General features: G+C 52.1%; 21 protein-coding genes. 6 read left to right on the top strand and 15 right to left on the bottom strand.

Going from position 1 to position 26,530, the window contains the following annotated elements:
- Positions 1-10 precede the first annotated feature (10 nt).
- The gene (locus BUF15_RS12985) at positions 11-5,368 is read right to left on the bottom strand and encodes a CHAT domain-containing protein (RefSeq protein ID WP_073613921.1); all 5,358 of its coding nucleotides are present in this window, start codon (positions 5,366-5,368) and stop codon (positions 11-13) included.
- A gap of 105 nt (positions 5,369-5,473) precedes the next feature.
- The gene (locus BUF15_RS12980) at positions 5,474-6,265 is read right to left on the bottom strand and encodes a caspase family protein (protein ID WP_073614010.1); all 792 of its coding nucleotides are present in this window, start codon (positions 6,263-6,265) and stop codon (positions 5,474-5,476) included.
- Positions 6,266-7,023: 758 nt separating this feature from the next.
- On the opposite strand from BUF15_RS12980, the gene BUF15_RS12975 reads away from it, so the two are divergent.
- Positions 7,024-7,563, top strand: coding sequence for a hypothetical protein (locus BUF15_RS12975; RefSeq protein WP_143170717.1), 540 nt, complete (start codon positions 7,024-7,026; stop codon positions 7,561-7,563).
- A gap of 26 nt (positions 7,564-7,589) precedes the next feature.
- Here the strand turns inward: BUF15_RS12975 and BUF15_RS12970 are convergent, their stop codons facing one another.
- On the bottom strand, positions 7,590-8,600 hold the full coding sequence (locus tag BUF15_RS12970; RefSeq protein WP_073613919.1) for a hypothetical protein: 1,011 nt from the start codon (positions 8,598-8,600) through the stop codon (positions 7,590-7,592).
- Between the two features lie 302 nt (positions 8,601-8,902).
- Between BUF15_RS12970 and BUF15_RS12965 the strand changes: the two genes are divergently transcribed.
- From BUF15_RS12965 to BUF15_RS12945, 5 genes are all read left to right on the top strand, one after another.
- Complete coding sequence (locus tag BUF15_RS12965; RefSeq protein WP_073613918.1) at positions 8,903-10,600, top strand: potassium channel family protein; 1,698 nt, start codon at positions 8,903-8,905, stop codon at positions 10,598-10,600.
- Between the two features lie 89 nt (positions 10,601-10,689).
- The gene (locus BUF15_RS12960) at positions 10,690-11,892 is read left to right on the top strand and encodes an ABC transporter substrate-binding protein (protein WP_073613917.1); all 1,203 of its coding nucleotides are present in this window, start codon (positions 10,690-10,692) and stop codon (positions 11,890-11,892) included.
- A gap of 10 nt (positions 11,893-11,902) precedes the next feature.
- The gene (locus tag BUF15_RS27395; protein ID WP_073613916.1) at positions 11,903-13,624 is read left to right on the top strand and encodes an ABC transporter permease; all 1,722 of its coding nucleotides are present in this window, start codon (positions 11,903-11,905) and stop codon (positions 13,622-13,624) included.
- 21 nt (positions 13,625-13,645) lie between these two features.
- Positions 13,646-14,284 carry an ATP-binding cassette domain-containing protein gene (locus BUF15_RS12950; protein ID WP_073613915.1) on the top strand — a complete coding sequence of 213 codons (639 nt, stop codon included), beginning with the start codon at positions 13,646-13,648 and terminating at the stop codon, positions 14,282-14,284.
- Complete coding sequence (locus BUF15_RS12945) at positions 14,284-14,910, top strand: CDP-alcohol phosphatidyltransferase family protein (RefSeq protein ID WP_073613914.1); 627 nt, start codon at positions 14,284-14,286, stop codon at positions 14,908-14,910. Before BUF15_RS12950 ends, BUF15_RS12945 begins: the two co-directional genes overlap by 1 nt.
- A gap of 94 nt (positions 14,911-15,004) precedes the next feature.
- Here the strand turns inward: BUF15_RS12945 and BUF15_RS12940 are convergent, their stop codons facing one another.
- From BUF15_RS12940 to BUF15_RS12880, 12 genes are all read right to left on the bottom strand, one after another.
- Positions 15,005-15,898, bottom strand: a complete 894-nt coding sequence (locus BUF15_RS12940; RefSeq protein ID WP_143170716.1) for a hypothetical protein — start codon at positions 15,896-15,898, stop codon at positions 15,005-15,007.
- A gap of 412 nt (positions 15,899-16,310) precedes the next feature.
- On the bottom strand, positions 16,311-17,489 hold the full coding sequence (locus BUF15_RS12935; RefSeq protein WP_073613913.1) for an iron-containing alcohol dehydrogenase: 1,179 nt from the start codon (positions 17,487-17,489) through the stop codon (positions 16,311-16,313).
- Positions 17,490-17,933: 444 nt separating this feature from the next.
- Positions 17,934-19,058 carry a double-cubane-cluster-containing anaerobic reductase gene (locus BUF15_RS12930; protein WP_073613912.1) on the bottom strand — a complete coding sequence of 375 codons (1,125 nt, stop codon included), beginning with the start codon at positions 19,056-19,058 and terminating at the stop codon, positions 17,934-17,936.
- 45 nt (positions 19,059-19,103) lie between these two features.
- The gene (gene saoA / locus BUF15_RS12925; RefSeq protein ID WP_073613911.1) at positions 19,104-19,862 is read right to left on the bottom strand and encodes an ABC transporter ATP-binding protein SaoA; all 759 of its coding nucleotides are present in this window, start codon (positions 19,860-19,862) and stop codon (positions 19,104-19,106) included.
- A 150-nt stretch (positions 19,863-20,012) separates the two neighbouring features.
- Positions 20,013-20,840, bottom strand: a complete 828-nt coding sequence (gene saoP / locus BUF15_RS12915; protein WP_268753185.1) for an ABC transporter permease subunit SaoP — start codon at positions 20,838-20,840, stop codon at positions 20,013-20,015.
- Positions 20,783-21,607: an ABC transporter substrate-binding (seleno)protein SaoB gene (gene saoB / locus BUF15_RS12910; RefSeq protein ID WP_073613908.1), complete on the bottom strand. Its 825-nt coding sequence runs from the start codon at positions 21,605-21,607 to the stop codon at positions 20,783-20,785. Before saoB ends, saoP begins: the two co-directional genes overlap by 58 nt.
- Positions 21,608-22,711: an ABC transporter substrate-binding subunit SaoX gene (gene saoX, locus BUF15_RS12905; RefSeq protein WP_073613907.1), complete on the bottom strand. Its 1,104-nt coding sequence runs from the start codon at positions 22,709-22,711 to the stop codon at positions 21,608-21,610. It lies immediately after the preceding gene.
- Between the two features lie 42 nt (positions 22,712-22,753).
- Positions 22,754-23,236, bottom strand: a complete 483-nt coding sequence (gene saoC / locus BUF15_RS12900) for a Cys-Cys-COOH (seleno)protein SaoC (RefSeq protein WP_073613906.1) — start codon at positions 23,234-23,236, stop codon at positions 22,754-22,756.
- Positions 23,233-24,318, bottom strand: a complete 1,086-nt coding sequence (gene saoE, locus BUF15_RS12895; RefSeq protein ID WP_073613905.1) for an efflux transporter SaoE — start codon at positions 24,316-24,318, stop codon at positions 23,233-23,235. Before saoE ends, saoC begins: the two co-directional genes overlap by 4 nt.
- A gap of 3 nt (positions 24,319-24,321) precedes the next feature.
- Positions 24,322-24,576 carry a thioredoxin-like (seleno)protein SaoT gene (saoT, locus tag BUF15_RS12890; protein ID WP_073613904.1) on the bottom strand — a complete coding sequence of 85 codons (255 nt, stop codon included), beginning with the start codon at positions 24,574-24,576 and terminating at the stop codon, positions 24,322-24,324.
- A gap of 69 nt (positions 24,577-24,645) precedes the next feature.
- Positions 24,646-25,296: an organomercurial lyase gene (gene merB, locus BUF15_RS12885; protein ID WP_073613903.1), complete on the bottom strand. Its 651-nt coding sequence runs from the start codon at positions 25,294-25,296 to the stop codon at positions 24,646-24,648.
- Positions 25,297-25,350: 54 nt separating this feature from the next.
- On the bottom strand, positions 25,351-26,508 hold the full coding sequence (locus BUF15_RS12880) for a double-cubane-cluster-containing anaerobic reductase (RefSeq protein WP_073613902.1): 1,158 nt from the start codon (positions 26,506-26,508) through the stop codon (positions 25,351-25,353).
- Positions 26,509-26,530: the final 22 nt, after the last annotated feature.

Genomic DNA, 26,530 nt, shown 5'->3' with positions numbered 1-26,530 from the left:
TTTTTACTCTCTACTCCTCGTTGTTACGTATATCCGTTATCAGTTGCTGCAACGCCTCTTTTACCTTGGCTCCCTTTTTATCTGAAGGGAGAAATGCGATGAGGAAGTCCAGCTGGTTAGTCGCTGAATCCTGTTCGCGGGGGCTGCCCAGCCGTTTCAGTAGATCGCGGTACCGTTCAGCGATCTGTTGCCTTACCTCCGGATCGGTGAGACAGAAGGCGGCTTTCTTTTCCTGGTAGCATCCCCATAAGGCGCGGATGCGTTCCGCTTCGACTGCGGCCATGGCATGGAAAAACTGGCGACTTTGATTGAATCGGCGCCGTCCGTCTTCTGCGGCGGCCGCTAGCAGTTCGGGGAGTTGATCCTGCCTGGCATCAAAGAGGTCCCTTTCACCGCAGGCTGCACTGAGAAAAGCACCGTCCAGGGCGTTCAGCAGCGGGTAGTAATCCCAGAGGCCGGTACGTTGATAGGACATCTCGGCGGCCCGCCAGTACCCATCTTGCATTCCCAATAGACATTCGCTTATTTGCTCTGTCTTGCCAAGAGTTTTGTAGGCCTGGGCCTTTCGCTTCCAGTAGGAGGCGAGCATTGACAATCGCTCTATGGTCGGTCCCATAGCAAGCAGCAGATTCAATCGCTGCCAGCCGGCCTGCATGTATGCTTCGCCTTTCTGCTGTATGTTCGTATCCTTGTCGCCAAGCAGTGTTGACCCTTCACGGATTTCCAGGTTGGCGAGCTGTTCCAGGCCATGGAGGCTCAGTCCGGCATCTTCCAGGCTCAGGGCGGCGCGATAATGGCCTATAGCACGCTCCCTGTCGTTCAGTTCGGCCCAGGCAACAGCCAGGGCTTCACGAACACCTGCATGTTGAAAGTCGGTACCACGGGCAGCTTCTTCGATAGCCTTGAGCTGGTCGAGATAGTAATCTTTTTTGTCTTGCTGAGTCGCGTCCTTAATACGTGCGCTCAATTTTTCGAGATCGGCGATGATGTGACTGGGATGAACGTATTCTTTTTGTGATGTGTTCCGTTCTACAGAACCTGGGAAGCGGTAACGGTCGTCCCCATATGCCTGGAATGCTCCCCAGGTATTGGTGCCAGGATGGAGTCGGTAGGTTTCGATGCGGGCCAGCTGGACGGCTCTGGCAAAGCGATATCCTTTGAACATCGCTTCATAGAAGGTACGGGCAAAGGTTGAGGCGGCCTGATCGTCCACCGCCCAACCAGCGGCGATAACCGCTTTGCAACCCATTTCGATGCATTGGGTTGCGAGGTTGGCGGCGAGCTCGCCTGTACGTGTTTTGAGTTCCGGGGCCATACTGCCAAGGTGACAGCAGTTGATGAAGATGAATTCGGGTACATGTCGCAGTTTTGAGATCTGCGCTGAGGTGAGGTAGGTTTCCGGTCCAAGGACCATGCCGGTCCTTTCTGTCTCTTTGTCTTTGACGACACCATGACCGGCGAGATGCATGAAGCGGTAATGGCCGTTAAAGAGTGCCTCGAATACCTGAACCGAGGTGGCGCGGTAGATATCATAGATTTCGTAATCTTCTCGCTCAAAACAGTCGGCCACTGTTCGTGCCTCAGCCTGGGCACCCGGTAGCTCGTTAAGCCCCGACTGGGTGTCGCCGACGATGAAAACCCGCTTCTCCTGGACTGTCGGTACCCGGCCCCGACCGTGGGGCGAGGCCAGCTGGCGCACAAGCTCGACGCGTACCGCAAGGGGTGGCTCATCCGGCTGGTCGGTGTCGCGCATGAGTTCCCAGGGGTAGGCGGCCGCCTCTTCATCCATCGACATCGTCAGGGTTCTCAGGTCCGCGACCAGCTCCTTCATGGTGTTTGGCACCAGCAACTCAAAGAGTGCCCGTGAAAGCCCCGGTTGATCGTGGGTCGTCCCGGTTGCCGAAAGGAGCAGCCCGTCAACAGCCTGGCGCTGGTCAGGTTCGGCACTGACTTCATTTCTGGCCCTGTCGGTGACCACTGTAAAGCGCAGGGCACCTTTATCGGCTTTATCGGCGACGATATGAACGCGATAGGCTCCCGGTCCTTCAGAACCGGTAAACTGCCTGCCACAATAACCACCATGTCCGTCACGGAGGCGACCCTCAAAGGTGGCGGCGTTGGCAAACCGTGACTCGCCCAGCAGATCACGCAGGGATTCCACGGCGGTAATCGCCCGACTTTCCATCTCTTCAAAAATGGTTAACCGGCCGATCCGAACATTCAGTTTCCCTTGTGCCAAGGCAAGATTGGTGCGTCGTAAGGCGTCTATCAGGCAGCGGGTGCCCGCTTCGACAGAAAGGCCCGTAAACCCTGTGCCCACCAGAACGGAGGAAACTTCGAGCTGGTGCTGTTTTTCCGGGTCAATAGCCATAAGCTGATCACTGCAACGGGCATATTCCAGGAGGCCGTGGGTGATGGCTCGGGTCAAAGTGCCTGGGAGCAATTCGCCGATCGGGCCAAGACCGACAACAATGGCACCGGCCGGTTTTCGATTCCTGGTAGACTGCCGGAAGACCATGGCGTCTTCAGGACGGCAGGGGTAGCGACCAATAGCGTGGGCCTCTTGCAGGCGGTCGCTCAGGAGGCCGTTAAGAAACTTGGCGCTGCCCCGCAGGCTGTCCGCGGTATAGGAACCGATGAGGATAGGGGATTCGGCGGCAGCGAGGCTGCCATGAATCACTTCAACGGTTGCCGGTACCTCACCGGTTGTTTCGGCCCGTTTACCGGGTTTTGCTCCGCCGATGGCAGCGGCAAGAACCTCCTCGACGCTGGGATAGAGGCCGTTGCCGGTGAGACTTCTGCTTTTGAATACAGGTGCAGAAACGGTCCTGGCTGTGGAAGGTGAGCGTGATAACCGACGGGTGGAGCCGGTTTCAAGTAGCTCAAGGTAGGCATCAAAGGCTTTCGTGTGGTTTGCCAGATCGCCATGTGAAGCATCGGTGTACCAGACAGGCACTCCGGCTGGAATGCCTGTTTTCCAGGGCACCCGGCCATCACCTTCATCTGTCCAGCCGATTTGCACCTGGCCCTTTTCCACTCGGACACCAATCGGTGTAGGGCTTTGGCCAGCGACGTAGAGAGTGCATTCCGGATCGAGATCGGCCTGGCGTAGGGCTTCTATTGCTGCACGGGCGGCCGTGAGTGGTGTCTGTTTTGGCGCAAGCCAGGATGTTGCTTTTTTCGAATCACTGTCCTCGTTGTAAAGTTGTAGCCAGGTCTCTTCGCTGAAATAGTCGAGACCGTCGATGGCCAGGCCGTTTTCCTCCGGCCAGGGCAAGAGTTCCAGCACTCCTGGGAATTCGCTTACGATTTCTAAAAATTCGCGCATATCGTGTTTCCAGTCGAACCAGCGCTCAATGGTTTGGATAAAGTCGTCGCGAGCTGTTAACACAGCGGCAATGGAATGCGAGCCTCTGTTTGGGGTGCCCAACTGCAGCAGGCGACTGCCCGGCAGGGATTTGAACTCTTGCCAGCGAGTCTTGAGGGCCAGGCGGGCCACCAGTCCGCCCATGGAATGGGCAACAATCCGGAGCGGCTTGCCGCGCTTTTTCGCATCTTTTATGGCCTTGTCCAGCTCTTTGCCAAAGAGGGTGGCCGCAGCGGTAATGGAGAGGCGCCAGTCGTAAGCGAAGGGTCGCACTTCGTACTTTTCGGTAAGGTAGCGGGCCAGTTTCTCATAGCTGAGGTCCATCCAGCCGTCTGGGCTGACGTTTTTTGCCTCAACCTTTAACTTGTCCATGCCGCCCGTGCACATGCTGAAAGGATCAAACCAGATGCGGTCGCTTCCCAGCTGAATATGGCTGCCCATGATGCCGGGTAGGATGAAGGCAATGGGGGCGTCGGCTTTTGGTTTAGTCTTGCGTCCTCCTCTGCTGATGGTCGCCTGGGACGGCCCTTCCAGAAGGACAAAGTCCCTGTCGTTGCCGCCAAGGCAGTTGATGATGGGCAGGGCGCTTTCATCGCGGCGGAAATAGCTGAGGTGGTGCACTTTGGGGCCGGCCAGGGACTTTTGGCGTATTCCCTGCATCCTTGCCGCCCCTCCACTCATGGAGGGTGTGTTGACAACCAGATCGGTCTGACCCCCGTAGTAGACCTCCGAGAGGCAGTCGCCAAGCCAGGGGAGCAAGCCTGCCCCTTGAAAATCGCCGGCAACGGTATGGAGAGGAAAGTCGATTTTAACCTCAGGGTCGTTTAAGAGCGCAACAAGGGGCGAGTCCGGCATCATTGCTTCCAGGCCCGGCAGGATGCGGGCATCGGTACGTTCCCTGACCAAAGCGAGCAGAAAACCCTGCAGCAGGTCGTAGCCTTTTGCAACAGGTTCAAGAAATGGTAGGGTTTTGGCGCCCAGATCAATTCCCTTGCCAAACAGGTTGAGCATGACGCTGGCCCAACGGTCGAGCTTGCCGGCGGCGAGGGTGGTGCCGCGGGCTGGACAGGCGACACGGACAAACCGCTCCACCCGGATGGCCCGGCTGATCATCTCCCGACTCAGTTCTTCCAGACGTTTGGCATCGTCTTTAAATTTCTCTCGGCCTGTGCGGCTTCCATGCTGGAGAAAGCGTTTGATCTCGCTTGAGGTGAACGGTTTTTCGCCCACTCGATTGGCCCGCGCCAGCAGTTCACCTACCAGGCCACCCCGTGAATGGCTGACCAGGTGGAGGCATGCTCCTTTGGGTAAAGTCTTGATCAGGTCAAGAGCGTTCTTTATTGGGCTATCGGTAAGACTGCGGTGCTCAAAGGCGTAGATGCGGGAGCCGTAAATGTCTACCAGCTTGCGGCGATAATCTGTGTTATACCAAAGTCCTCCGAAGCTGCCTTCGGAGGAAGATGCCGTACCGTGGAGAAACAGCAGGATTGGTTCGCTTGAGGAGGGGAGGGTATCGACTTTACTCAGTTCCCATTTTCCTGTGGAACACCGGTAGAGACCTGAGCGATCTTCGAGCCGGGCGTCCTGGAACCTGCCGGCGGCCACCAGGGCTGCGACGCTGACAGGGCCTTGGCGATAGATACACAATCCCTTCAGGATCCAGGCGCCGAGTCCGTCGCGAGAAGTGGTGGGGAGGCGGCTGCCGGAAAGGTGCAGGGTCTGGCGAACCTGTATCGCCGGAGACTTGGTGGTATCCGATCCTTCTCTGGCAGACGCTTTACCAAGATAACGTTCGACATCCGCTGCCGCCACCAGAATCCGTGGACCGTTGCCCAATTCCAGTTCGATAACCGAATCTATAGGAATGTCGATAAGAGGAGGCGCTGCGCTTGTGCCACGGGCAGCACCATCCAACACAAAGGTTTCGGCCTGCCATTCTGCCACTGTTTCGGTTTTGACCGATGTGCCGTCTATTTGTAGCTGGATGGTGTCCTTTGCCATTGCGGCCTCCTCATTATTCGACTGTTATACATAATATTCCGAGGATAAATTTTTTTAGCATAACGTTGAGTTTAGGCGAAAAGATCATTTTTCAAGAGGCTCAAATTATTGAAATATTTTGAAAAGCCGGGCTGTGCGTGTGCCGAATATCTGCGGCGATTGCGGCAACCGTGTCGAAGGAAGATAGCTGCGGATGGCCCTGAACCAGGCGTCATAATTTCTTGGCTCCACGTCCCGGAGTGTCTTCAGCGCATAATAGGTGAAGGCGCCGTTGGGGCGGCCCTGAAAGCTCGTGTCCCAGCTGTATTCGCTGTCCTGGCATCCGGCCAGCAGCAGATCACCCCCGGCCCGGGTGAAACCGCCGCGTGGGGTTGCTCTACTCAGTTCTGGCGGCGGCAGCTGGTCTTTGGCCATCCAGGCCTCGGGTGGCATGAAACGGATTTTGGCCACTCCGGGATCAAGGTCATCTTCCCTGCCGCGGGTCACGGATCCGGAATGGCAGCTGTCCGAGATGAGCACGATGCGCACCCCGGCCGGACGCCGAGAAAAGAGGGCATGGATAACATCGTCGAGTAGTGCACCGGCGGTGGCGAGATCGTAGGGGCAGAGGGCTTCGTCACGTCCGTCAGGTTCATCGCCGCTGGAGTCCGGTACCCAGGTTCCGTGACCGGAGTAGGTGATAATCAGGTTGTCCCCTTTGACTGAGGTGGTGATCAGGTCACTGATGCCCTCAATCATGGGCGCGAGCTTCGCCTGTGTGTCAAGCATGAGACGCACCTCGAAGCCGCGTCCCCTGAACTCAGCTGCCCAGTCGTTGGCATCGTTGACGCAACCTGACAGATCATTGGCAGTACCTGGATAGTCGTTGATTCCGATGCAAAGCGCCTTGGTTGTCATGGTGTCCTCCATTGGTGTGGGTGACGTGCGTGTTTCACCAGGTATTCTGGTGTTCGAAAACTGCGCTTGGTTATATCCGAGCCAATAGCCGATGTTGTTAAAGGAAAAAATGATCTGCCAAGAAAGCCATTTCAGTTGTTCTTGTCTTGCATGAATGTCTCTGAGGAGACTGTGCCGGGTGCGATTATTGAGAAAGGTCTGGTCTGTTGTGGATGGAAAAGTTTCAACAGACATGACATGATATTCGTCTGTTACATCTATTGCCTGAACATGTTGAAACAATATAGCTGGCGAACCTTACATACGTTTGAATGCAAACTCTCGTACCTGGAGTCAATGAGTCTGGCCAAAGAGAAGATACTGTTAATAAGTTCAGAATAACGGGTGAATAGCAAGTGGGTCAAGGTAATTCCGTAACAAGGAAGGCTATTGATCTATTGTTATTTTTCAGCAGAACCGTCAAGTGATCAAAAGTGAAATTTTTGTTAGGCGAAAATGTCTTTGTTGACAGGGTGTCCAAAGAACATCAATGTCAGGGATGAAACTGACCGGATCGTCATTAAAGGTAATCGCGTCTTTCGACATGCCGGTTGAGCTTGCCAAAAAAAACATAAACCATTTTTTCCATGCCATATAGACCAAACCTGAAAGAAATAGAAGCATCCTATATAAACGTGCTACAAAACTGGGAATCGATAGATGACCAGCTCGACGAACACAAAATTGGTAGAAAAGATACGCCGTTTGACAGACTGTTGATGGATAATTTGCTCTTGGCCTGGGAGCATATAGATTATTTCATCAAAAAGAGAGAGTATGGCTTGCTCTCCCGAAAGGGTGGGCCCGATATGCTTGAGATCAACCATCGGGTCCATTATGGAGAGAATTATGTACTGCGTGATGAATACAAAAAAGCTATTGAGGCGACCACCGAGAAATTCACGAAACAAATACAGCATATTAGAAAATACTACAAAAAGAATATGAGAGGTGATTCGTCAGTTAATAAGGTGGCTGCAGAAGTGTATATTTCAATTCTTGGTCAACCTCAGTTGTTCATAGAGGGCAACCATCGAAGTGGCTCTATTATCGCGAGTTGGATTAACATGGCACACGATAAGCCACCTTTCGTCTTAACCGTCGAGAACGCATTGACTTTTTTTCGCCCTGCTCAGGTCATAAAAAAATTCGATAAGCTGTCCATGTGGAGAAGCATAACGAAACTTCCCAAATACAAAGCTGACTTCAAACGATTTTGGAAAGACCACTGCGATATGCGGTTTGCGGTGAAAAAGTAGAAAAGGGTGATATCTCTCAAGAGACATCAGGCCTTTTTTTGAACGAGCGTCGTGTATACCTCGGTCAACTCCACAAAGCTCGTTTGATTCCCTCCCTGGTCCGGGTGCAGTTTTTTCGCCATTTTCCGGTAGAGGCGATTCAATTCTTTTCTGCTCATCTTTTTCAGCTCCGCCGGTGAGCGGCCAAATATTTCGATGATCCGCTCTTCACTCACCGTCGGTTGGCGTTCTGGCCAGCTGAAGGTGCGGTGACTGTTCATGAACCGGCGTACATACTCTTCTTCAAAACTGCGTGCGGCGGGGGCGAAGTCAAAAAACATCACCAGATAGCGGACCAGGTGATGGTGCAGGTGTGATGTGGTCGGTTCACCGGCCCAGAATGAACTGTTTCTGTTCAGTTCGCAGAGGGCCTCGATGAAGTGGTCGGCCACCTGGTCTTCCGGCAGTGCTTCCGGCAGGAAGGTGGCAAACGACTGGCTGAAGAATCTTTGCAGGTTGAAGATTGCGTAAATATAGTTTCGATATTCACCTGGAGTGAGGGCTTGTTCCCGTGCCGTCAAATAGTATTCGCGTTCGTCACGGCACTGATCCAGCAGCGGGCGGCAGGCCCTGTCGCGCAAGGTGAACAACCGGCTCTGATCAATGGCGCGGTAATGGAGGTAATAGAGTCTGCGCCGATCGAAGATATGGATCTGCTCTGCGATCTTCTTTTTTTCAATGTCGCTCAGTGGCACGGGGATATATCGCTCGGTACGGTGAAAGCGGGAGAGATGCTCGCGGTAAGTGCGCGGTAGAAACTGCCAGAGGAGCTTTTCCAAGAGGGTGCTGGTGTCGTGATTGGGGTGACGGCTGACGGCGCGTTCGAGTTTGTCGCTGAAAAAGACTGCACGCTCGCCCAAAAGTTCCATATGCTCTGCGGGATCCTGACCAAGATCAAACACCAGCCGGTGGGTGAAGTGGCTGGTGACCGGGTCTTCATGGGACTGGCGAATCTGGTATGTGCCGGTTCCTGTATGAAGTTTTGAGGCAAGATACATCGTCACTATCCTGGAAAAGAAACAGCACCTTATTCTATCATGGTCTATACCATAATGGCGTTTCGGGCGAATTCAACACCATCGGGTGAGAGAACTGACAGAAGGGTAGCACGGTCATCTCGCGAGAAAAGAGTTGATCAATACCAATTTTCATAATAATTTCTCGCAGGTCGTCTCTCAATCAACCTGCCGACTACGCAACCTGACTGCTGACCATGGAACAGGAACCGTGAAGCCGGTTCTCACGTGATGTACGTTGTCCCCCTTTCCGGGTGCAGTTGTATCCCATCCGACAGAAAAAAATGAAATTTATTCCAGCCCAGCTGCTCTTTTTTCTCCAGAATACGACCACCAGGCGCAATTTTGTGCTGCTGGCCAAATTCCTCGTTTTTCTGGCTGGGGTGATCACCCTGTTTTCTGTGCTCTTTCACGTGTTGATGCTCTACGAGGGCCGGGAATTCAGCTGGATTACCGGGTTCTATTGGGCGCTCACCGTAATGTCCACCCTGGGTTTTGGGGATATTACCTTTCACAGCGATCTCGGACTGATGTTCACCATCGTCGTGTTGCTGACAGGGGTGATCTGCCTGCTGATCATGCTGCCGTTCACCTTTATCCAGTTTTTCTATGAGCCCTGGCTGGAAGCTCAGGCACGAAGCCGTACACCGCGAGAGCTGCCGGAAGAGACGCGTGATCATGTGATTCTCACCCATCTAGACCCGATAACCAGGAAACTGATTGAGAAACTGAAACGGAGGAATATCGAATATGTGTTGGTAGCCCCAGATCAGCAGCAGGGTAGCGATCTCTATGATGCCGGATACAAGGTCGTGGTTGGAGCCCCGGATGAACCGGAAACATTTCGTCGCCTGCGGGTTGAGCAGGCGGCTATGGTGGTGGTGACTGGTGATGACCTGCTGAACACCAATGTTGCTTTCACCATCCGGGAGATATCAAAAACAGTCGGGATTGTCACCACGGCGGATAAGGATAACTCTCTTGATATTCTGAATTTTCCTGGAAATATCAGGGTGTTTCAGTTTGTGAAGATGCTTGGTCAGTCCCTGGCTGAAAGGATGGTTGGGCTTGGCCAGGCCGGCACCATTATCAGCAACTTTGACACGCTGCATATTGCCGAAATAGCAGCAAAACGCACAACGCTTGCCGGTAAAACCCTGTTGGAAACAAATCTGCGGCAACGTTCCGGCACGACGATAATTGGTCTCTGGGATAAGGGGCATTTCGAGGTGCCCGCCGCAGAGACGATAATCGGTGAAGATACCTTGCTTCTTCTTGCCGGGACACGGGAGCAGTTGCAACAATTTCAAAAAACATACGTTTCGGTGCAGACCGGCATCGCAACGAATTCGCCGATACTCATTCTGGGTGGTGGTCGGGTCGGGATGGCTGCTGCTGAAAAACTGAAAGAGAAGGGTATTCCCTATACCATTGTTGACAAGCGGACGAACCTCGGTAGCGATGGGGCCTTGCATAATCTCATTGTCGGCGATGCTGCTGACCTCAATGTGCTGAAGGCAGCAGGTATCGATGAGGCCATGGCGGTCATTGTCACGACCCACAACGATGCCATGAATATCTATCTGACCTTTTATTGCCGGCAACTGCGGCCCGATATTCAGCTGGTCTGCCGGGCCACCAGTGAGCAGAGTGTTTCAAAACTGCATATGGCGGGTGCCGACTTAGTACTGTCTTACGCCTCGATGGGGGCAAATTCCATCATCAACCTTCTGAAGACAGATGAGATTTCCATGTTTACCGAGGGGCTCAACATCTTCAGTGTAACAGTGCCGGAGAAACTGGTGAACCGAACCCTTATCGATAGCCGGATTCGTCCGTTGACCGGTTGCAGTGTGGTAGCCATCAAATCGGATGGGGCGTTGAAGGTTGGACCGGACCCAGCCTTGCCATTACGTGGCGGGGATGAACTCATTCTGATTGGTACAACCGAAGCGGAAAAGCTGTTTGCCGCAAGCTATTGAACGATTGGTAGCCAGATCTGAAGGACACCTTTTACGTTCTGCTGCTTTTGTAGCGCGAAATCTTACAACAGTTCGAAAGGAGATCTGTTATGCGAAATGTGAGAAGTCTGCTCATATGTCTGTTGCTGTTGCTCATGGTGCAGCCAGCCTGGGGTGGTTCGGGTGACTGGTCGGCCATTGTCGAAAAGGCCAGGGGGCAGAAAGTCTATTTCAACGGTTGGGGTGGCTCCGACGTGATCAACGATTATATCCGCTGGGCTGCTGAGCAGGTGGCAGAGCGCTATGGGGTTGAGGTTATCCATGTCAAGGTGACAGATATCGGGGATGTGGTCGGGCGTATTCTTGCCGAGAAGAGCGCGAACCGGACAAGTGGCGGCACCGTGGATCTGATGTGGATTAACGGCGAGAATTTCCGGGCCATGAAGGAGCAGGGATTGTTGCCGGCCCCCTATACTCAGCTGCTGCCGAATTACCGGCTGGTGGATACTGACAACAAGCCAACCACCATGTTCGACTTTACCGTGCCGGTGGAAAACCTTGAGGCTCCATGGGGCATGGCCCAGCTGGTTTTTATCTATGACAGCGCGAAGGTGACGACTCCACCAAAAAGCATGCATGAGCTGCTCGCTTTTGCCCAAAAGAATCCCGGGCGAGTAACCTATCCGGCACCGCCGAATTTTCACGGAACCACCTTTGTCAAGCAGGTCCTCTTAGAGTTGACGGCCGATCCTGCGGTGCTTGCAAAGCCGGTAAGCGATGCGGATTTTTCCACTGTGACGGCCCCGCTCTGGGACTTTCTCGACAAGCTGCATCCGCTGATGTGGCGGGGCGGAAAAAGCTTTACCAGCAACGCTTCCGAAATGAAGACGCTCCTGGCTGATGGTGAGATTGCCATTTCCCTCACCTTTAACCCTAATGACGCCAGTAACGCCATCGCCAGTGGCGAATTGCCGGATAGCGTCCGGACCTATGTGCATGAAGGTGGCACGATCGGCAATACCCATTTTCTGGCGGTGGTCTTCAATTCTTCCAATAAGGAAGGAGCCATGGTTTTCGCCGACTTCCTGATGTCACCGGAAGCCCAGGCACGAAAAGCCGATCCGGCCATCTGGGGAGATCCGACGGTGCTTGCCATGGATAAACTAAGTAAAGAGCAGCGAAAACTCTTTCATGATATCAAACAAGGTGTCGCCACTCTTTCTCCGGCCGAACTTGGCAAGGTGCGGCTTGAACCCCATACCTCCTGGGTCGAAGCGCTGGAGAAGGCCTGGATTTCCCGTTACAGCAAATAGCAGTCAGATCATGAACAGTTCGGGACGTAGAGGAGTCGTCAGCAGGTTGCGGGTCTTTCCGCTGCTGACGCTGACGGCTTTCTGTATTCCCATCTTGCTCGGACTTGCCGGTACCTGGTTGCCGGCCTTTGGTTTTCTGCCGGTTATTGGTGCCGATCAGCTGAGTCTGGCACCATTTCGCGAGCTTTTTTCCCATCCTGCCTATCCTGGTGCCATGCGTGGCACGCTTATTTCCGGTCTTGGCGCGACCATTCTCGCGCTCGCCTGTTCGCTCTGGATCACAGTGACGGTTTATGGTTCGACCTTGTGGCGCCTGTTGATACGGGCCCTGTCGCCGCTCTTAGCCATGCCCCATGCGGCCTTTGCCATCGGCTTCGGTTTTCTGGTTGCCCCAAGCGGTTGGCTGGTTCGTCTTGTTTCTCCCGAATTGACTGGTTATACGATCCCACCCAACTGGCTGACGGTAAAAGACCCATACGGTGTGAGTCTGACAATCGCCCTGGCCTTGAAAGAAACGCCTTTTTTATTGCTGATGTGCTTGAGCGGGTTGAACCAGCTTGATATGCGACGCACCGACTGGATAGGGCGCAGCCTCGGTTACAGCCGGGTGCGTATTTGGACCAGGCTGGTGCTGCCCCAGCTCTACTCCCAATTGCGGCTGCCGGTACTGGCAGTACTCGCCTATTCAATGAGCGTGGTGGATGTGGCGATGATCCTCGGGCCGTCCCTGCCGCCAACCCTGTCGGTACTTGTGGATCGCTGGTTTAATGATCCCGATGTGCATCATCGTCTGCTGGGTGCGGCCGGAGCTACCTGGCTTCTGGTGATGACTGCTGAGGCGATTGTGCTTTTTATTGGCTGTGAGTGGTTGATCCGTCATCTAACAGTTGGCCGACTCACAGATGGCAGCCGTACCACACCGCTGGATAGGTTGCGCTGGTTGGGAAGTGTTTCGGCTGTGGGGCTTCTGGCGATCAGTCTTGGTTGTCTGCTTATTCTTGTCATCTGGTCTTGTACAGGGCGTTGGCCGTTTCCGGCACCGCTACCGACAGATTATAGCCTCAGGTTCTGGGAGAAAGGTCTTGGGCTGGCAATCGGGCCACTCGCGATAACTTTTCTTGTAGCTGCGCTTGCCACGTGCATTGGCGCGGTGCTGGTGGTTGGTTGTCTTGAATATGAGGTGCGGTTGAAGCAGCAGGGCAGGCGGCCCGACAGTCAGTGGGTGCTTTGGCTGGTCTATCTGCCATTGCTGGTGCCGCAGATTGCCTTCCTCTTCGGCATCCAGACAGCGGCGGTATTGCTGCAGGTCGAGGGTACATTGGCGAGCATGGTCGGTATCCATCTTGTCTTTGTGCTGCCCTACATCTTTTTGACCCTTTCAAACGTCTACCGAAATTTTGATCCCCGTTATATACGCGTGGCGGTGGCGGTAAGCGGCGCACCGGTGCGCAGTTTTTTTCAGGTGAAGCTGCCTATGCTGGCCAAGCCTATTGCTTTTGCTATGGCAACCGGCTTTGCCGTGAGTGTCGCCCAGTATTTGCCTACCATGTATTTGGGGGCGGGGCGGTTTATGACCATCACCACCGAGACCGTCAGTTTGGCAGGCGGCTCGGATAGGAGGATCGTGGCAGTCTATGCGCTCTGCCAGTTTCTCCTTCCGGCGCTGGTTTATGGGGTTGCCATATTTCTTCCCGCATGGTTTTTTCGAAACAGAAAGGCGATGCAGAATTAAGTTATTTACCATGAGCCAGATATGTCACTTCAACTGGAAGGTTTGCAGATTACATTCAAGGGACGACGTCTCTTTGCCCCGGTGACCCTGGCCATCCCCAATGGCGAAATCGCCACAGTTATGGGGCCGAGTGGCTGCGGCAAGTCGACACTGCTGGCGGCAATTGCCGGCAATCTCGAACATGGTTTTTCGGTTAGTGGCCGCATTGTGTTAAACGGCCGCGAGCTGAACGGAACTCGGATGGAAGAACGGAGAGTAGGCATTCTCTTTCAGGATGATCTGCTTTTTCCCCATTTTGATGTCTATGGCAACCTGGCTTTTGGCGTCTCCGGCAAGCTTGATAAAAAGGAGCGCCGACAGCGGATTCTGGAAGCGCTGGAGCGAACGGGTCTTGCCGACTTTGCTCATCGTGACGTGGCGACACTGTCGGGTGGGCAGAAGGCGCGGGTGAGTCTGCTTCGGACCATGCTGGCTGAGCCGGAAGCGGTGCTTCTCGATGAGCCATTTTCAAAACTTGATAAACCGTTACGGGCCAGTTTTCGCGATTTTGTCCGTGAGCAGGTTGCTCAACTGACCATCCCAGCTCTTCTGGTGACACATGATGAGGAGGATAGTTGCGGCGGGATCATCTGTCGGCTTGGCGGCGAGGAGGATCGCTGATGCTTGATCGTTTTGCCATCGAATGGTTGCGAGGACCTCTGGTGAGCGGGGCTCGCTGGCTACATGCACATGGCATGCGGGCAAATCAGGTGACGCTCTGGGGGTTTATGATAGGGATGCTGGCCATCCCGGCAATTGGTTTGAACTGGTATTCTGTCGGTCTTCTGCTGATTCTCATGAATCGGGTTGCGGATGGCATTGACGGCGCCCTGGCCAGGATCGATGGGGCTACCGATGCGGGTGGCTTTCTTGACATCGTCCTCGATTTCATTTTCTACTCGGGCATTATCTTTGCCTTTGCCCTGGCTGATCCCGCGCGGAACAGTCTTGCCGCCACGGCACTCATCTTCTCTTTCGTTGGGACCGGTTCTAGCTTTCTTGCCTATGCCATTATGGCCGAGAGGCGAAAATTTGTGAATATCGTCTATCCGCACAAGGGGTTTTACTATCTGGGTGGGCTGGCAGAAGGGACCGAGACAATATTTTTTTTTATTGCCATCTGCCTGTTTCCGGCACTTTTTCCCCTACTGGCCTGGTTTTTTGCAGGAATCTGCCTGCTGACCACGATTGTTCGTGTGTGGGGCGGTTATAGGGCGATCGCTGCAGCCGAGGAGGAGCGGCGGTGAGAAGATTGCTCCGACCGCTGAATGTGAGGTGTATTTACGATGAATTCTTCCTGGATCCTGGCAGGAAGAGGAGAGGTTGCTTAGCAGTGTCAGGCTACTTTTTGTTGTTGCCACTATTAAACGGATCGTACAGATACTGAAGATAATCTGAGCCGATGTTGTTTAACAACGGGTTTTTCAGCCGGAACACCCTTCGTTGCCCAAGCTTTGCAAAAGCAATATTTTCCTGATATTCCTCCTGCCACAACTCCTGAAGTGAGCCGTCCTGGTAGGCCGCCACTATTCCCCGGTGGATGCGGTCAAGAGCTGTTGTGTTATTGGCATGGGTGTAAAAAAAACGGGGGAGGGGGTAGACGATGGTCATGCTTTGGTCGATTGCCAGCCCTTCAATCTGGCTATGGGCATTGTATTCACTGAGCAGCTCATTGATGCCTCGGCAAAAAAGATCGAACCTTCCTGTGGCCACCATCCTGAAAAGACTTTCGTAACCCGGTATTTCATTGACGGTAAAACCGTTATAGCGCAGGATCTTGGTGTCGGACCAGCCGATACCCTGTCCATGGCTGAAGTTGCGTAATTCTCCAAGGGATTCAACCTGTGCCAATCGGTCGATGATTGCAGGGGCCGCAAAACAGACTCGATACCCGACAATGCCCAAATCAACCGGGAACGGTACGTAAGCCATTCCGAGAGAATTATAGTTGTCTTCATAGCTGAGCTTGATGAAAAAATTCGGCAGGCTGTTTGTCTGAATAATTTTCTTGGCACGGGTAAAGGTCATTGGTTCGCTGGCGATGAGGTGATACGGACCGTCGCTGGCCAGAGTTTTGTCCAAGGCCAGCTGGAGGAGCTTGGTGTCGTATGCATAGCGGACATCTATCTCGCTTTCTGCGCCACGATAGGTAATTATGAGCGGTTTTTCATTGGCAGGATTACGAGCGGGAAGGGGGCTGTAGCTGAAAAGAATGAGCGTTACGGATGTGATCATCAGGCATATGAGCCATAACCAATTGCTCCGCTTTGTGAAGGAATGCCTTTTTTCGAGTCCATCCGTATTGCAAGGCTGACTTTTTATGAGATCATCATACATCATAGGCTCCCCACGAGGAGGCGAGTGGTTGATGAACGCTATCGAAGGGTTGCATGGTTGACGAGCAACGCTTTGCAGGTCAGTTTACGGAGCGGTAAAGCAACTCTTTTAAAAAAATGATCTGCCTCGGGGAAAACAGGTTTACGCTTTTGAGTTCGCGGATTGTGAAATGTCCGATTACATTAAGTATAGCGTATTATGATGGTGCATATCAAGGTGAAGAGGGCGTCCTGAAACGGGTTGCTGGTTCAGGCTGCCCGATTAGGCTGCTGCTGCATCAGGAGAGGCCTGATACAGCAGCAATCGGAGGCTACTTATATGCCTTGGTAAAAATGGTGATCACATCGTCCATGCTCAGCTTGTAGCGATCGAGAGTGAAGAGAAATCCCATGGTCTCAAAAGCATTCTTGGCAAATTTCGGGATGTCTTCCTTTTTGATGCCATAATCCGATAATTTCAGATTCCGTACTCCGCATTTTTCCTGCAATTCGACTAGTGCTTCGACAAAGAGATACGGTTGTTTCGATTCTTCCACCCCATCTGTTGATTTGCCCATGGCCTTGGCCATCATCACCAGACGGTCGGGTACTTTCTCGGCAAAAAAGGAGAAATAGGCCTCTGAGAGAATGATGAGACCGGCGCCGTGCGGCAACTCAGGGTAGTAAGCGCTGAGGGCATGTTCCAATGAATGCTCCGAGGTGCAAGAAGAGGTCGACTCCACGAAACCAGATAGAGTATTAGCCAGCGCCACGTTGGTGCGGGCGTCGATATCCTGGCCGTTTGCCACCGCCGTTGGCAGGTAGGTATTGATCAGTTCAATGGATTTCAGGGCATAGATATCACTTACCGGAGTGGCGATCTTGGCGATAACCCCTTCTGCGGCATGAAAGAATGCATCGAATCCCTGATAGGCCGTAAGCTTGGGCGGTACGGTCAGCATCAGTTCCGGATCGACGATAGAGAGTACCGGGAAGGTTTCGGGGATACCGAAACCGATCTTTTCATTACGCTCTTCATGGGTGATGACGGTCCACGGATCTGCCTCGGTGCCGGTGCCTGCGGTGGTGGTGATAGCCACGATCGGCAGCACGCCGCCGGTGACCGGTTTGCCTTTGCCAGTTCCGCCACCGATATAATCCCAGTAGTCACCCTCATTTTTTGCCATTACAGCGATTGATTTGGCGCTGTCGATGGAGCTGCCGCCGCCTAGACCGATCACAAAATCACACTGTTCTTTTCTGGCCAGTTCCGCACCTTCCATGACATGGCGGAGGATGGGGTTGGGCATGATCTTATCAAACACTACTGACTGTACATCATTTTTTTTAAGCAGTTCGACGACCCGCTCAAGATAGCCGTTAGCCTTCATCGATTTACCTCCGGTAATGACGATGAGAGCCTTCTTGCCGGGCAGTTTCTCGGTGGAGAGTTCGGCCAGTTTGCCGGGCCCAAAAAGTATGCGTGTGGGGATATGATAATTGAATTGCATGTCTGCTCCTTGTGGTGGGTTATCTGGGAAAAGGTTGAGAAACCTTCTGTCGGTTGAGTCAAATAGACATGAGAGACAATGGGCTTGAGGTGTTAGGGTGTCAAGTGCCAAATCACGGGGAGACATTTTGAAGGAGAGATTTCGGATGATGTCTTGTGATGCAGCGCGTGGACTAGCCCGGATTTCTCAAAAACATGGTGTCAATTTGGCTGGGATTGCGTCTCAATAAACCATTTAGCCAGGAGGATCGGATTACCAAATTTGTACAAAGTTCACCGAAGTTCAAACCTGGCTAAACGGGCTGGGAGACTGATGCGGTCGGGTAAGTGGACGGGGCCGATACAGATCAAGACATTGATCCGTTCATTTGCGAGCGTTCAGAGTCGACCCGGGATTACGATGTGCTCCATATACTATTTTGATATAAAATGGGATGTCGGTTACTTACAGCATCTCGAGATATGCCTCGACGCGGACCCGAATCTGCTCGGTATCGCTTTCAGCATAGTCTGTCTCCAGGTGGAGGGTTGACATGCCAAATCTCTCCTGAATAAATGCGTTCACGCTAAATGCTTCAACATTATAGGTATGACATGCCTGCCAGGTAAGATCGATGACGCCATCGACTGAAAAATCACTGATCATCTCTTCAAGAAGAGCAAACCTTCCATGGTTTGGGCTCATGACGGAACAGGGAGTGGAAAGATACTGCTCGGCCAACGCATCCATCGGGTCTTTCTCAAGGTCAATCTGAAAGGCCTGTTTATAGCCCGAACAGTTTTCGAATGCCACCACGTCGGCACCACATTGTTCAACGATTTTAACAACCTTCTCACTGCCAACTCCAACAGGAACACCGGTAAGAAGAATGCGTTTTCGTTTGCGATCTTGAGCGGATTCGGTGCGAAAGCTTCCTTTCGCGGCTTCCTCGGCTATTTCCTGCAGCAACGCGATGGTGTTCTCTTTATCGGCAAGATAACCTACTCGGAACATCATCTCCAGCATGAGTGAACCTTGAAGCGGGGCAGGATCCTGTTTCCCCAGATCCATAATCATTTTCTTGGCTTTTCGCTGACGATTGAGCAGATCAATAGCCGCAACGAGACGTTCCCTGGTAATTTCAACCCCGGTCAGTTGCTCGACTATGTTTTTGAAACGGCCTAATTCAGCACGCCAGGCTGGCAGTACCGTAGCAGTATCCTGGTTCTGTGGCAATTGCAGGACCTCAACCGGCTTATATCTGGCGAGCAGCTCGAACATTTTCTTTTTGCCGTCACACGTTGTATCTCCGATGATCATGTCCGACATCCTGAAAAACGGGCAACTATCAGTTACCGCATAACCAAAACTGCTCTTGATCAGAGGACAGAGATTGCGAGGAAGGATAGTCTCGGCGGCCTCTATCGGATCATTACGTGTACCGCACAGCGGCAGTGGTATCGCTCCGGCGGCAACGGCAATTTCCACTGGCGAGTAGAGACAATAGAAGCCGATTGCCGGGCGGCCATCTAGCTTTGCCTGTTCAAGTGCCAGAAGGCTTTCTTCTGAGATCTTCTGGAGTCGGTTCATTAAGGTGCTGGCTGTATTAGGAGAAGGCATATCGTATCATGTCCATCAGGATTGAGATTTGTGGTTTTCCTTGAGGATATCTGTCAGTTTATTGAGACAGGCATGGTAATCATTGGAGCGGCGGTTCCGCGGACGATCGATATCAACCAGCAATTCATGGACGATTTCTCCCCGGTTGGTCGACATAACAAGAATACGATCGCTCAGATAGACCGCTTCATCGACATCATGGGTTACCATGATGACGGGCTTCGGATTACTTTGCCATAAGGCCTCGAACTCTTCCTGCAGATTATGGCGCATCTGGTAGTCAACCGCCCCAAACGGCTCGTCCATAAGCAACAATTCAGGTTCTGAAGCAAGTGCTCGAACCACTGCAGTGCGCTGTTTCATGCCACCGGAGATCTGGCTGGGATACAAGTGTTCCGAGCCTTTGAGGCGGGCCATCTCCAGATAGTGGTGCAGCTTTTCATCCTGCAGCTTTTGCGGGATTTTCTGCTGCTGCATGGGGAAAAGAATATTCTCCCCCACCGTCATCCAGGGAAAGAGTGCATAATCCTGGAATACAACACCACGGTCAGGACCCGGTTTATCAACCTTGCATCCATTCAGCAGCACCGTGCCGCTGCAAGGTTGCTGAAATCCTGCAATTATGGTCAAGAGTGTTGTCTTGCCGCAACCCGACGGCCCGAGAAGGCTTACAAACTCGCCGCCCAGGACCTCAACGTTGATATCCTGCAGAACCGTTTTACAACTGCCGTTTTCACCGTAGTGTTTTGTTATGCCCTGAACTTGTAGATTCATTGATAACTGCTCTTCGCAATGCTCATTGTCGGCCAGATGACCGTTACGGCCTTATAACGTCTGTTCATACATTGCTGGTGCTCCTGACTTTCGGTGTCTGCGCTTACCTTGCTCTTCGTACCCATCCTCTCCTCAGAGGCAAGCGCAAGGCTATGCAACAAACCGCCAGCGGGTTACCAACCTTTCCAATACCAGAATGGAGAGGTCAATCAGGTAGCCAACCAGGGCAGCAAGTATCATCAGGGCAATCAGCAGAGCTGTTTCCATCTCTGTCTGTGCTTCAATCATGGAGAAACCGAACCCGGCACTCGTCGCGATAAACTCCGCTCAGATGACGCTCATCCACCCGGCGCTGAGTCCAATACGTACTCCGGTTATCATGTCCGGTAAGGCTCCCGGCAGGGTTATCCTGCTGAAGATGCTCCACCTGCCGGCCCCCATCGATCTGGCAGCATCATAATAGTTCTGCGGTACAGCCCGAACTCCGGCCATGGCGTTCAACATGATCGGAAACGTCGCCACCATGGCGATCAAAAACAGCGTTGGTCCTTCACCAAGACCAAACCAGACGATGGTCAAAGGCACCCAGGCCATTATGGGTACCTGCCGGAGTGGTCCGATTATGGGATCCACTAGCTCATTGACAATCTTTGAATACCCCATGGCAAAACCTACGCTGAGGCCGATAACCAGGGCAATAGACAGACCGATCAGAACCCGTTGCATGGTCAGAAGCAGATCCTGCATGATTTCGACATTGCCTAAGGCGCCAATCAGGGCCAAAAAAGTATCTAGCGGTGACGGCAAGAGCAGCGGATTGTGATAATGAAGCGCCGCCAGATGCCAGATAAGCAGCAGCACTCCGAAGGTTACCAGTCGATAGGCAAGCTTTTTTGGGGAAAAGCGCATGCGTGCAAAATCTATCCTGACTGGCGGTTGCCTAAAGGGGACACGAACCGGACGTGCAATTTCTTCCATTGTGCAACTTCTCCTTCTGTATATTCCTCTGAACCATACCTTTTTAAAAGGTACAGTAGTCGTTCATCATGGGCTGCTTCCTGGACAGCCCGGTCGTAATCCGCCATCAATGCTGTAAACCCACTGGATGCGGCAATTGATTTCCTGACTACCAGAACATAAGTAACAACACCCGGTTCTGTCGGTGCAGCGGGATATGCAACACCTGACAGGTCACGGGTTTTGACGATATCCAACACCGCGCCCTGAACAACTCCTCTGGCATAGGCGAAAGGAATAGCTGAGTGAAGCATGGGCATACATTTTCCACGCCCGGCAAAGCGCGAAGCAACCATCTGCTGCTGATATTTCCGTTTTTGAGAGATGGCGATGGTTGGTGCCTGCAGATCTGCATCCGGATGGAGAAAAATGACATCCGAATTCTCCATTATCGGACCAACTATACGATATCGGTCATCCCGCGCGACCAAAGCCTCTGCGGCATCGGGACACATCACCGCCAGATCGAGTTTTCCCGAACTCAAGGCATATTGGCCGGCACTGGCACAACAGTCATACAGCGTGTACGGCTCAAAGTGGACGGTTTGTATTGCAGGCTCGCGGTGTTTTTCCTTTAAAACATATTGAAAAAGTATCCCCGCCGCCCCGTCGGGGATGCCGATTCTCCGAATCTCACGTTTATCAGCATCATTGCCGTAGACCAGACCGATAGATATCAGACCCAGTACCAGGAAAAGAAAAGCATAGCTGAGCTGTCTGCGCTGCATTTAGACGTTGAGTTCCGTTGCCTTTTTTTTCCAATCCGCATATGGCATACCTTGCGGAAAGACAGTATCTACTTCACTACTGATGAAATCATCAAAATCGGCAATCTGTTTATTCTCAAGGAAGGTGGTATTGACAATTTCTTCATACTTCGGAGCCTTGGGGAAAATACCGATGCTGAGATTGTGTGAAACCGTCTCGTTATAGGCTTCTTCTTCCAGGTTCCAGCGTAAGGTGCGAGATTCGCCGACGGTTTTCCTGTAGATAGTCATCAGGCCCACTTCATAGGGAACATGATAGCTTTCCGAAAAGATGTGGGCGGCCTTTATCGGCTGGGTATAGATATATTGAATGGCCCGTACATGGGCCAGAACCATCTTCTGCGCGATCTCCGGATGCTCGTTGACAAAGTTGCGATTCATCACCTGGGCGCAACATATCCCCCAGGTACCATTGGGGAAAACATCAAAGGTGCGTATGATTTTTCCGGTATTTTCATATTCCGCCATGGAGCCCCAAGGGTCACAGCACCAGAACGCATCCAACTCACCGGTTTTAAAAGCCAGATACTCATCCCGATCGGTCATGACGAAATTCTGGTAATGCTCTGCCTCCTTGGGGATATTGTTCTGCATGGCATAGGTAACCCACCAGCCATTGTTTGTCTCAGGTTTTGCGCCAAGAGCCACCTTCTTGCCCAAGAGGTCTTCAGGCTTTTCAATTCCATGCCTGGCGACAATGTACATGGAACCGCCTTTATGATTATGGGCAACCGCCACCATGGGTGAACCTTTGAGAATCGCCTTGGTCATCCCGACAAAACCGATATAGCCCACATCCATCTGTCCTGCCGCCATCGCCTGGGGAACCTTGCCGTTGCCCATAACTTCGACTTTCAAACCAAGGTCAGCAAAGATTCCCGCATCACGCGCAATCGGGGCAGCTGTCATGTGGTCGCAGTCGTAATAGCCGAGTCGGACCACATAGTCATCATCACCCTTGCCGAGCATCAGACTCGGAAACCCCATACCTAATGCCGCTGAAGCGCCTAACACTCCGGCACCTTTTAAAAACTGTCGGCGATCTGTCTGTAGTCCTTTTTTCATATCATTCCCTTTTCATAAAACATTTTGCGATTTTCTCTTTCCTCAGCAACAATCTTCCATGCCATCTCCAAAGAGATCGACCAGTACGCCTTCTTCAATCCTGAAAATGGCGTACCCGACCTTGGCTCCTTTACGGCCTTGAAGTATGAACTCCAAAGGTGGCGTATCATCGATGTTTCGAAACTGAATCATCTGGTCCGATATCGGTGCCGGAAGTGGATTGGTTTCCACAGGCGCTGCGACTACATTACGGATAACCGACATCTGGTTCTTTTCTCCGTCCGCCCGGTAGATGACAATTATATCTTTTCGACCATCGTCATCCAGATCTGCCTCAGCGTATTTGAGAATGACACGATCAGGATGAAGCTTTAAAAAATGTGAGAGAAGCGGGAGTTTACCGGCTGCTTCTTCTGAAAAATTCCGCTGATCCCCGACCTCAGTGCCAGACCGGTCATCCCCTCCACATCCCCACAAAAACAGGCATATCAAAAGCAACAGTATCGTGCTGTGTACCTGTATCATGCCGTAACTCTCTTTAAGCACGTGGTAAATAGCGGTCGGTAAGCCCTGAAAAAGAGCAACACAATGACTATCGAGCAAAGTGTCTGTAGCTCATCAGGCACCGAGACAATCAACATATTGGCAAGTCCAATGGCCTGTTTGCCCTTATCGAGGTTGTAGAACGGTACAAAATCAGGCAATAGCAGTTGATTAGCCAACCAGCCAATGAATACAGAGCAGGTGACTACAAAAGAACTGTAGATAAGGACAGTCCTCTTGCCGATCATTTTATAGATGCTGATCAACTCTGGCAGATTTGTCGCTGCTCCGGTCATCAGGAAGGTGATAGCAATACCCGGAGCAGCCCCTGAAGCAACGAGGGCTGCGACAAAAGGGATATGTCCGACAGCGCAGACATAGATAACGGAACCTATGACCGCAATACCAGCAATCGAGATCAAACCGGGATCGCCCAGATACGCCTGAATGAGATGGTGCGGGATGAGCGCTATGAGAACAGCAGCCAGCAAAACACCAAGGATGATATATTTGCCGACCATTGTACCAAGCTCAAATATCCCCCATTTCAGGCCAATCACGAGTCTCTCCCATAGCATCACCGGCTCACCACCATCAAGACTGGTGACGTCCACCTGGCTGTCCATTCCCGGAGCGTGCAGTTCGTCACCTGCCATCAAATTACCGATCACGCCTATGCCCACCGGCACCAGAAATCCCGCCACAAGATAGAGAGTGGCGATTTCAGGGCCAAGAAGACCATAAGCAAGCAGGATGGCTGCCGGGTTGATGATTGGGGTTGCGACCATAAATGCCAGGGTCGGCCCGAGGTAGGCGCCGGTATAGTACATGCCGAGCCCTAGGGGAATCACCCCACAACTGCAGATGGGCAAGAGCATTCCCGAAAGGGTTGCCTTAATAATTGCCGGTAGCCCTTTGTTGCCCAGAGCCCTTTGAAATCTGGCCGGGTCAAGGAACTGCCGTAGTAGACCGGCGACGATGAAGCTGAGTACCAGCCAGGGGGCAACATCCGAAAGGATGTCCCAGGCGGTCAAGGCAATGTCGGAGAGAATGCCAGGAATCATGGTCTACCCCTGCATGGCCTCGCCAATGGCTTTTTCTATGATATCTTTTGAGAGCGTCTCATATTTCCGGGTACCGTTGATAATCATCGTCCCTTTGCTGATCATCCCGTACTTTTTAAGGTAATCAAAATCCTTACCGGCATAGTAAAGTGAGACATCAACCGCATCTCCATACTTGGCCGCAATCTCTTTTATGCTTTCTCCATGCTCGTCGCAACACGCGCAGGTATTGATGAATTCCACGGTGACTTTACTCATGTTCTTTCCTTTTCTATTCACTTTATCAGTCTGCTATGGTGCTGGAAGGATCAGCCTGCTATCCCTATTTCAATTCATAAGCGGGGTGAAAAACCTGGATCCGAATTCGACAGCTTCGTGCAGATCAAACACTTCCCGATTGACGGAATCTTCCTGTAACCACTTGTCTGCAGTCTCCTTATCTTTGAGAAACATCATCTCCATGCAGAGGCTGTTTGCACAACAGGAACAGGAGCTCACGGCACCCCAGGCGATACCGAAACGTACATCCTTCACCTCTTCGATATTTTCTATTTTTGTGGGGGACTGTTGAACTTGCACCGGTGCGCCGGTAACCCTGCATTTGGAGGAAATCAGGGTGTCGATTTGAAACATTGAGCTGACCGACAGGGCATCGAGTGCGCACATGGCATGCACTTCAAAACCATTGATTCGCACCTTGTGTTCCCGCTGCTCCATGGTGAAAGGATAGGCGCCTATGGGCGTTCCCTGATCATCAAACACGACCATGTCATTGTCTTTTAAAACACGTACAGCATTTTCTAGATCGGAAGTACGCTCTGCCATTTCCTCTCTGGTAAGAATGCGCCCATTGTCGACAAAAGAGCGTAAAACAGCCTGGTGCAGACCTTTAATCTCAGGCCCGCAATTCTCCTGTTTTGCCTTTAATGGCAGTACGTTAATCAGACGATCAAGAGCAATAGTTACCTTATCTGACATTTCCAGCTCCTCTGGTATGTGATGGTAGTTGACTGTAGGTATATTTTGAGACTGTTATCTTGATACCATTTCCAATAGCGCCTCAACCTTGGTTCGTATCTGCCCCTCGTCATTGTCGGAATAATCGGATTCAATTTTCAGATAGGGCAAGCCGTGGGTGTTAGTTACATGACGCCCAACCTTGTAGGACTCGACATTATATGAGTGACAGGCTGTCAGCACAAAATCGACAACGGCATCAGGTTTAAACTGTTCGATCAGATCTGAGAGCGCCGTAAGGCGCCTGTTATTGGGGGTCATGCACGCGCAGGGGACTTCCAGATAGCGTTTTGCAAGAGCTTTTACCGGATCATCGCTATTCTCTTCAATTTCCCCTACAAAGCCCTTGATACCGGTACAGGCGTCAGGGACAACCACCAACCCCCCGGCCTCTTCAATTATCCTGAATATCTTCAAGGCATCTCCACCGACGGGACAACCGGAAACCAATACTCGTGGCATCTTAGCAGTACCGAAATGGATACCGTTCTCTGCTCGTTGCTCCAATTTTGCCATCACCGTTTCCAGGATAGGCTCCATCTCCTCGGCCGTTGCCGGCAATGCCAGGAAACCGATATCATACATTTCCTGCCAGCTTATCAGGGGAGGATGCATGGCGGCATATTCGAAAAATTTTCGCATTGCGCGGTTCTTTTTATTGGCGTTGCTGATGGAAATTTGGAGAGCTTCATCGCTGATTTTTCGATCAAATGTTTTTTCCAGAAAGCACTGAAGCTTACGGATCATGACGGTCCAGTTCTCTAAGGCTTCAGGCTCATCAGCCAGCTGGGGCAGGTCCATCACATGCATTGGTTTTATCTCTGCCGCAAGCTCAAACATCTTTTTCTTGCCGTCACAGGTCGTCTCGGCAATAACGGCCTCACTCATAGCAAAGAATGGACAGGTACCTTCTAGAATGAAGCCATAGCTTGATTTTATGAGTGGACAGAGGTTCGCCGGCAGCACAGTTTCTGCACTGGCGATGGGAGCTTTTGAAAAAGCACACAGGACGGCCGGGATGAGACCCATTGCCTGGATGAGTTCAATAGGAGCATAGCCACAGTAAATCCCGACCACGGGATATCCCTTCTCCCGTTTAGACTCGATATAATGGAGTACTCGTTTTGCAGGAACTCCTGCATATTGATCGTCGAATAACGGTTGAGGATCCATATTTAACTCTCTTGTATTGCTG

The sequence above is a fragment of the Desulfopila aestuarii DSM 18488 genome (assembly GCF_900143695.1).
Taxonomy (GTDB): domain Bacteria; phylum Desulfobacterota; class Desulfobulbia; order Desulfobulbales; family Desulfocapsaceae; genus Desulfopila; species Desulfopila aestuarii.
Note: the sequence above shows the minus strand (reverse complement) of the source record. Positions and strands in the feature narration are given on the sequence as shown.

Coding starts and splice junctions, on each gene's coding strand:
- BUF15_RS12985 (WP_073613921.1), bottom strand. CDS start 5,368: ATGGCAAAGGACACCATCCAGCTACAAATAGACGGCACATCGGTCAAA.
- BUF15_RS12980 (WP_073614010.1), bottom strand. CDS start 6,265: ATGACAACCAAGGCGCTTTGCATCGGAATCAACGACTATCCAGGTACT.
- BUF15_RS12975 (WP_143170717.1), top strand. CDS start 7,024: ATGGATAATTTGCTCTTGGCCTGGGAGCATATAGATTATTTCATCAAA.
- BUF15_RS12970 (WP_073613919.1), bottom strand. CDS start 8,600: ATGTATCTTGCCTCAAAACTTCATACAGGAACCGGCACATACCAGATT.
- BUF15_RS12965 (WP_073613918.1), top strand. CDS start 8,903: ATGAAATTTATTCCAGCCCAGCTGCTCTTTTTTCTCCAGAATACGACC.
- BUF15_RS12960 (WP_073613917.1), top strand. CDS start 10,690: ATGCGAAATGTGAGAAGTCTGCTCATATGTCTGTTGCTGTTGCTCATG.
- BUF15_RS27395 (WP_073613916.1), top strand. CDS start 11,903: ATGAACAGTTCGGGACGTAGAGGAGTCGTCAGCAGGTTGCGGGTCTTT.
- BUF15_RS12950 (WP_073613915.1), top strand. CDS start 13,646: ATGTCACTTCAACTGGAAGGTTTGCAGATTACATTCAAGGGACGACGT.
- BUF15_RS12945 (WP_073613914.1), top strand. CDS start 14,284: ATGCTTGATCGTTTTGCCATCGAATGGTTGCGAGGACCTCTGGTGAGC.
- BUF15_RS12940 (WP_143170716.1), bottom strand. CDS start 15,898: ATGATCACATCCGTAACGCTCATTCTTTTCAGCTACAGCCCCCTTCCC.
- BUF15_RS12935 (WP_073613913.1), bottom strand. CDS start 17,489: ATGCAATTCAATTATCATATCCCCACACGCATACTTTTTGGGCCCGGC.
- BUF15_RS12930 (WP_073613912.1), bottom strand. CDS start 19,058: ATGAACCGACTCCAGAAGATCTCAGAAGAAAGCCTTCTGGCACTTGAA.
- saoA (WP_073613911.1), bottom strand. CDS start 19,862: ATGAATCTACAAGTTCAGGGCATAACAAAACACTACGGTGAAAACGGC.
- saoB (WP_073613908.1), bottom strand. CDS start 21,607: ATGCAGCGCAGACAGCTCAGCTATGCTTTTCTTTTCCTGGTACTGGGT.
- saoX (WP_073613907.1), bottom strand. CDS start 22,711: ATGAAAAAAGGACTACAGACAGATCGCCGACAGTTTTTAAAAGGTGCC.
- saoC (WP_073613906.1), bottom strand. CDS start 23,236: ATGATACAGGTACACAGCACGATACTGTTGCTTTTGATATGCCTGTTT.
- saoE (WP_073613905.1), bottom strand. CDS start 24,318: ATGATTCCTGGCATTCTCTCCGACATTGCCTTGACCGCCTGGGACATC.
- saoT (WP_073613904.1), bottom strand. CDS start 24,576: ATGAGTAAAGTCACCGTGGAATTCATCAATACCTGCGCGTGTTGCGAC.
- merB (WP_073613903.1), bottom strand. CDS start 25,296: ATGTCAGATAAGGTAACTATTGCTCTTGATCGTCTGATTAACGTACTG.
- BUF15_RS12880 (WP_073613902.1), bottom strand. CDS start 26,508: ATGGATCCTCAACCGTTATTCGACGATCAATATGCAGGAGTTCCTGCA.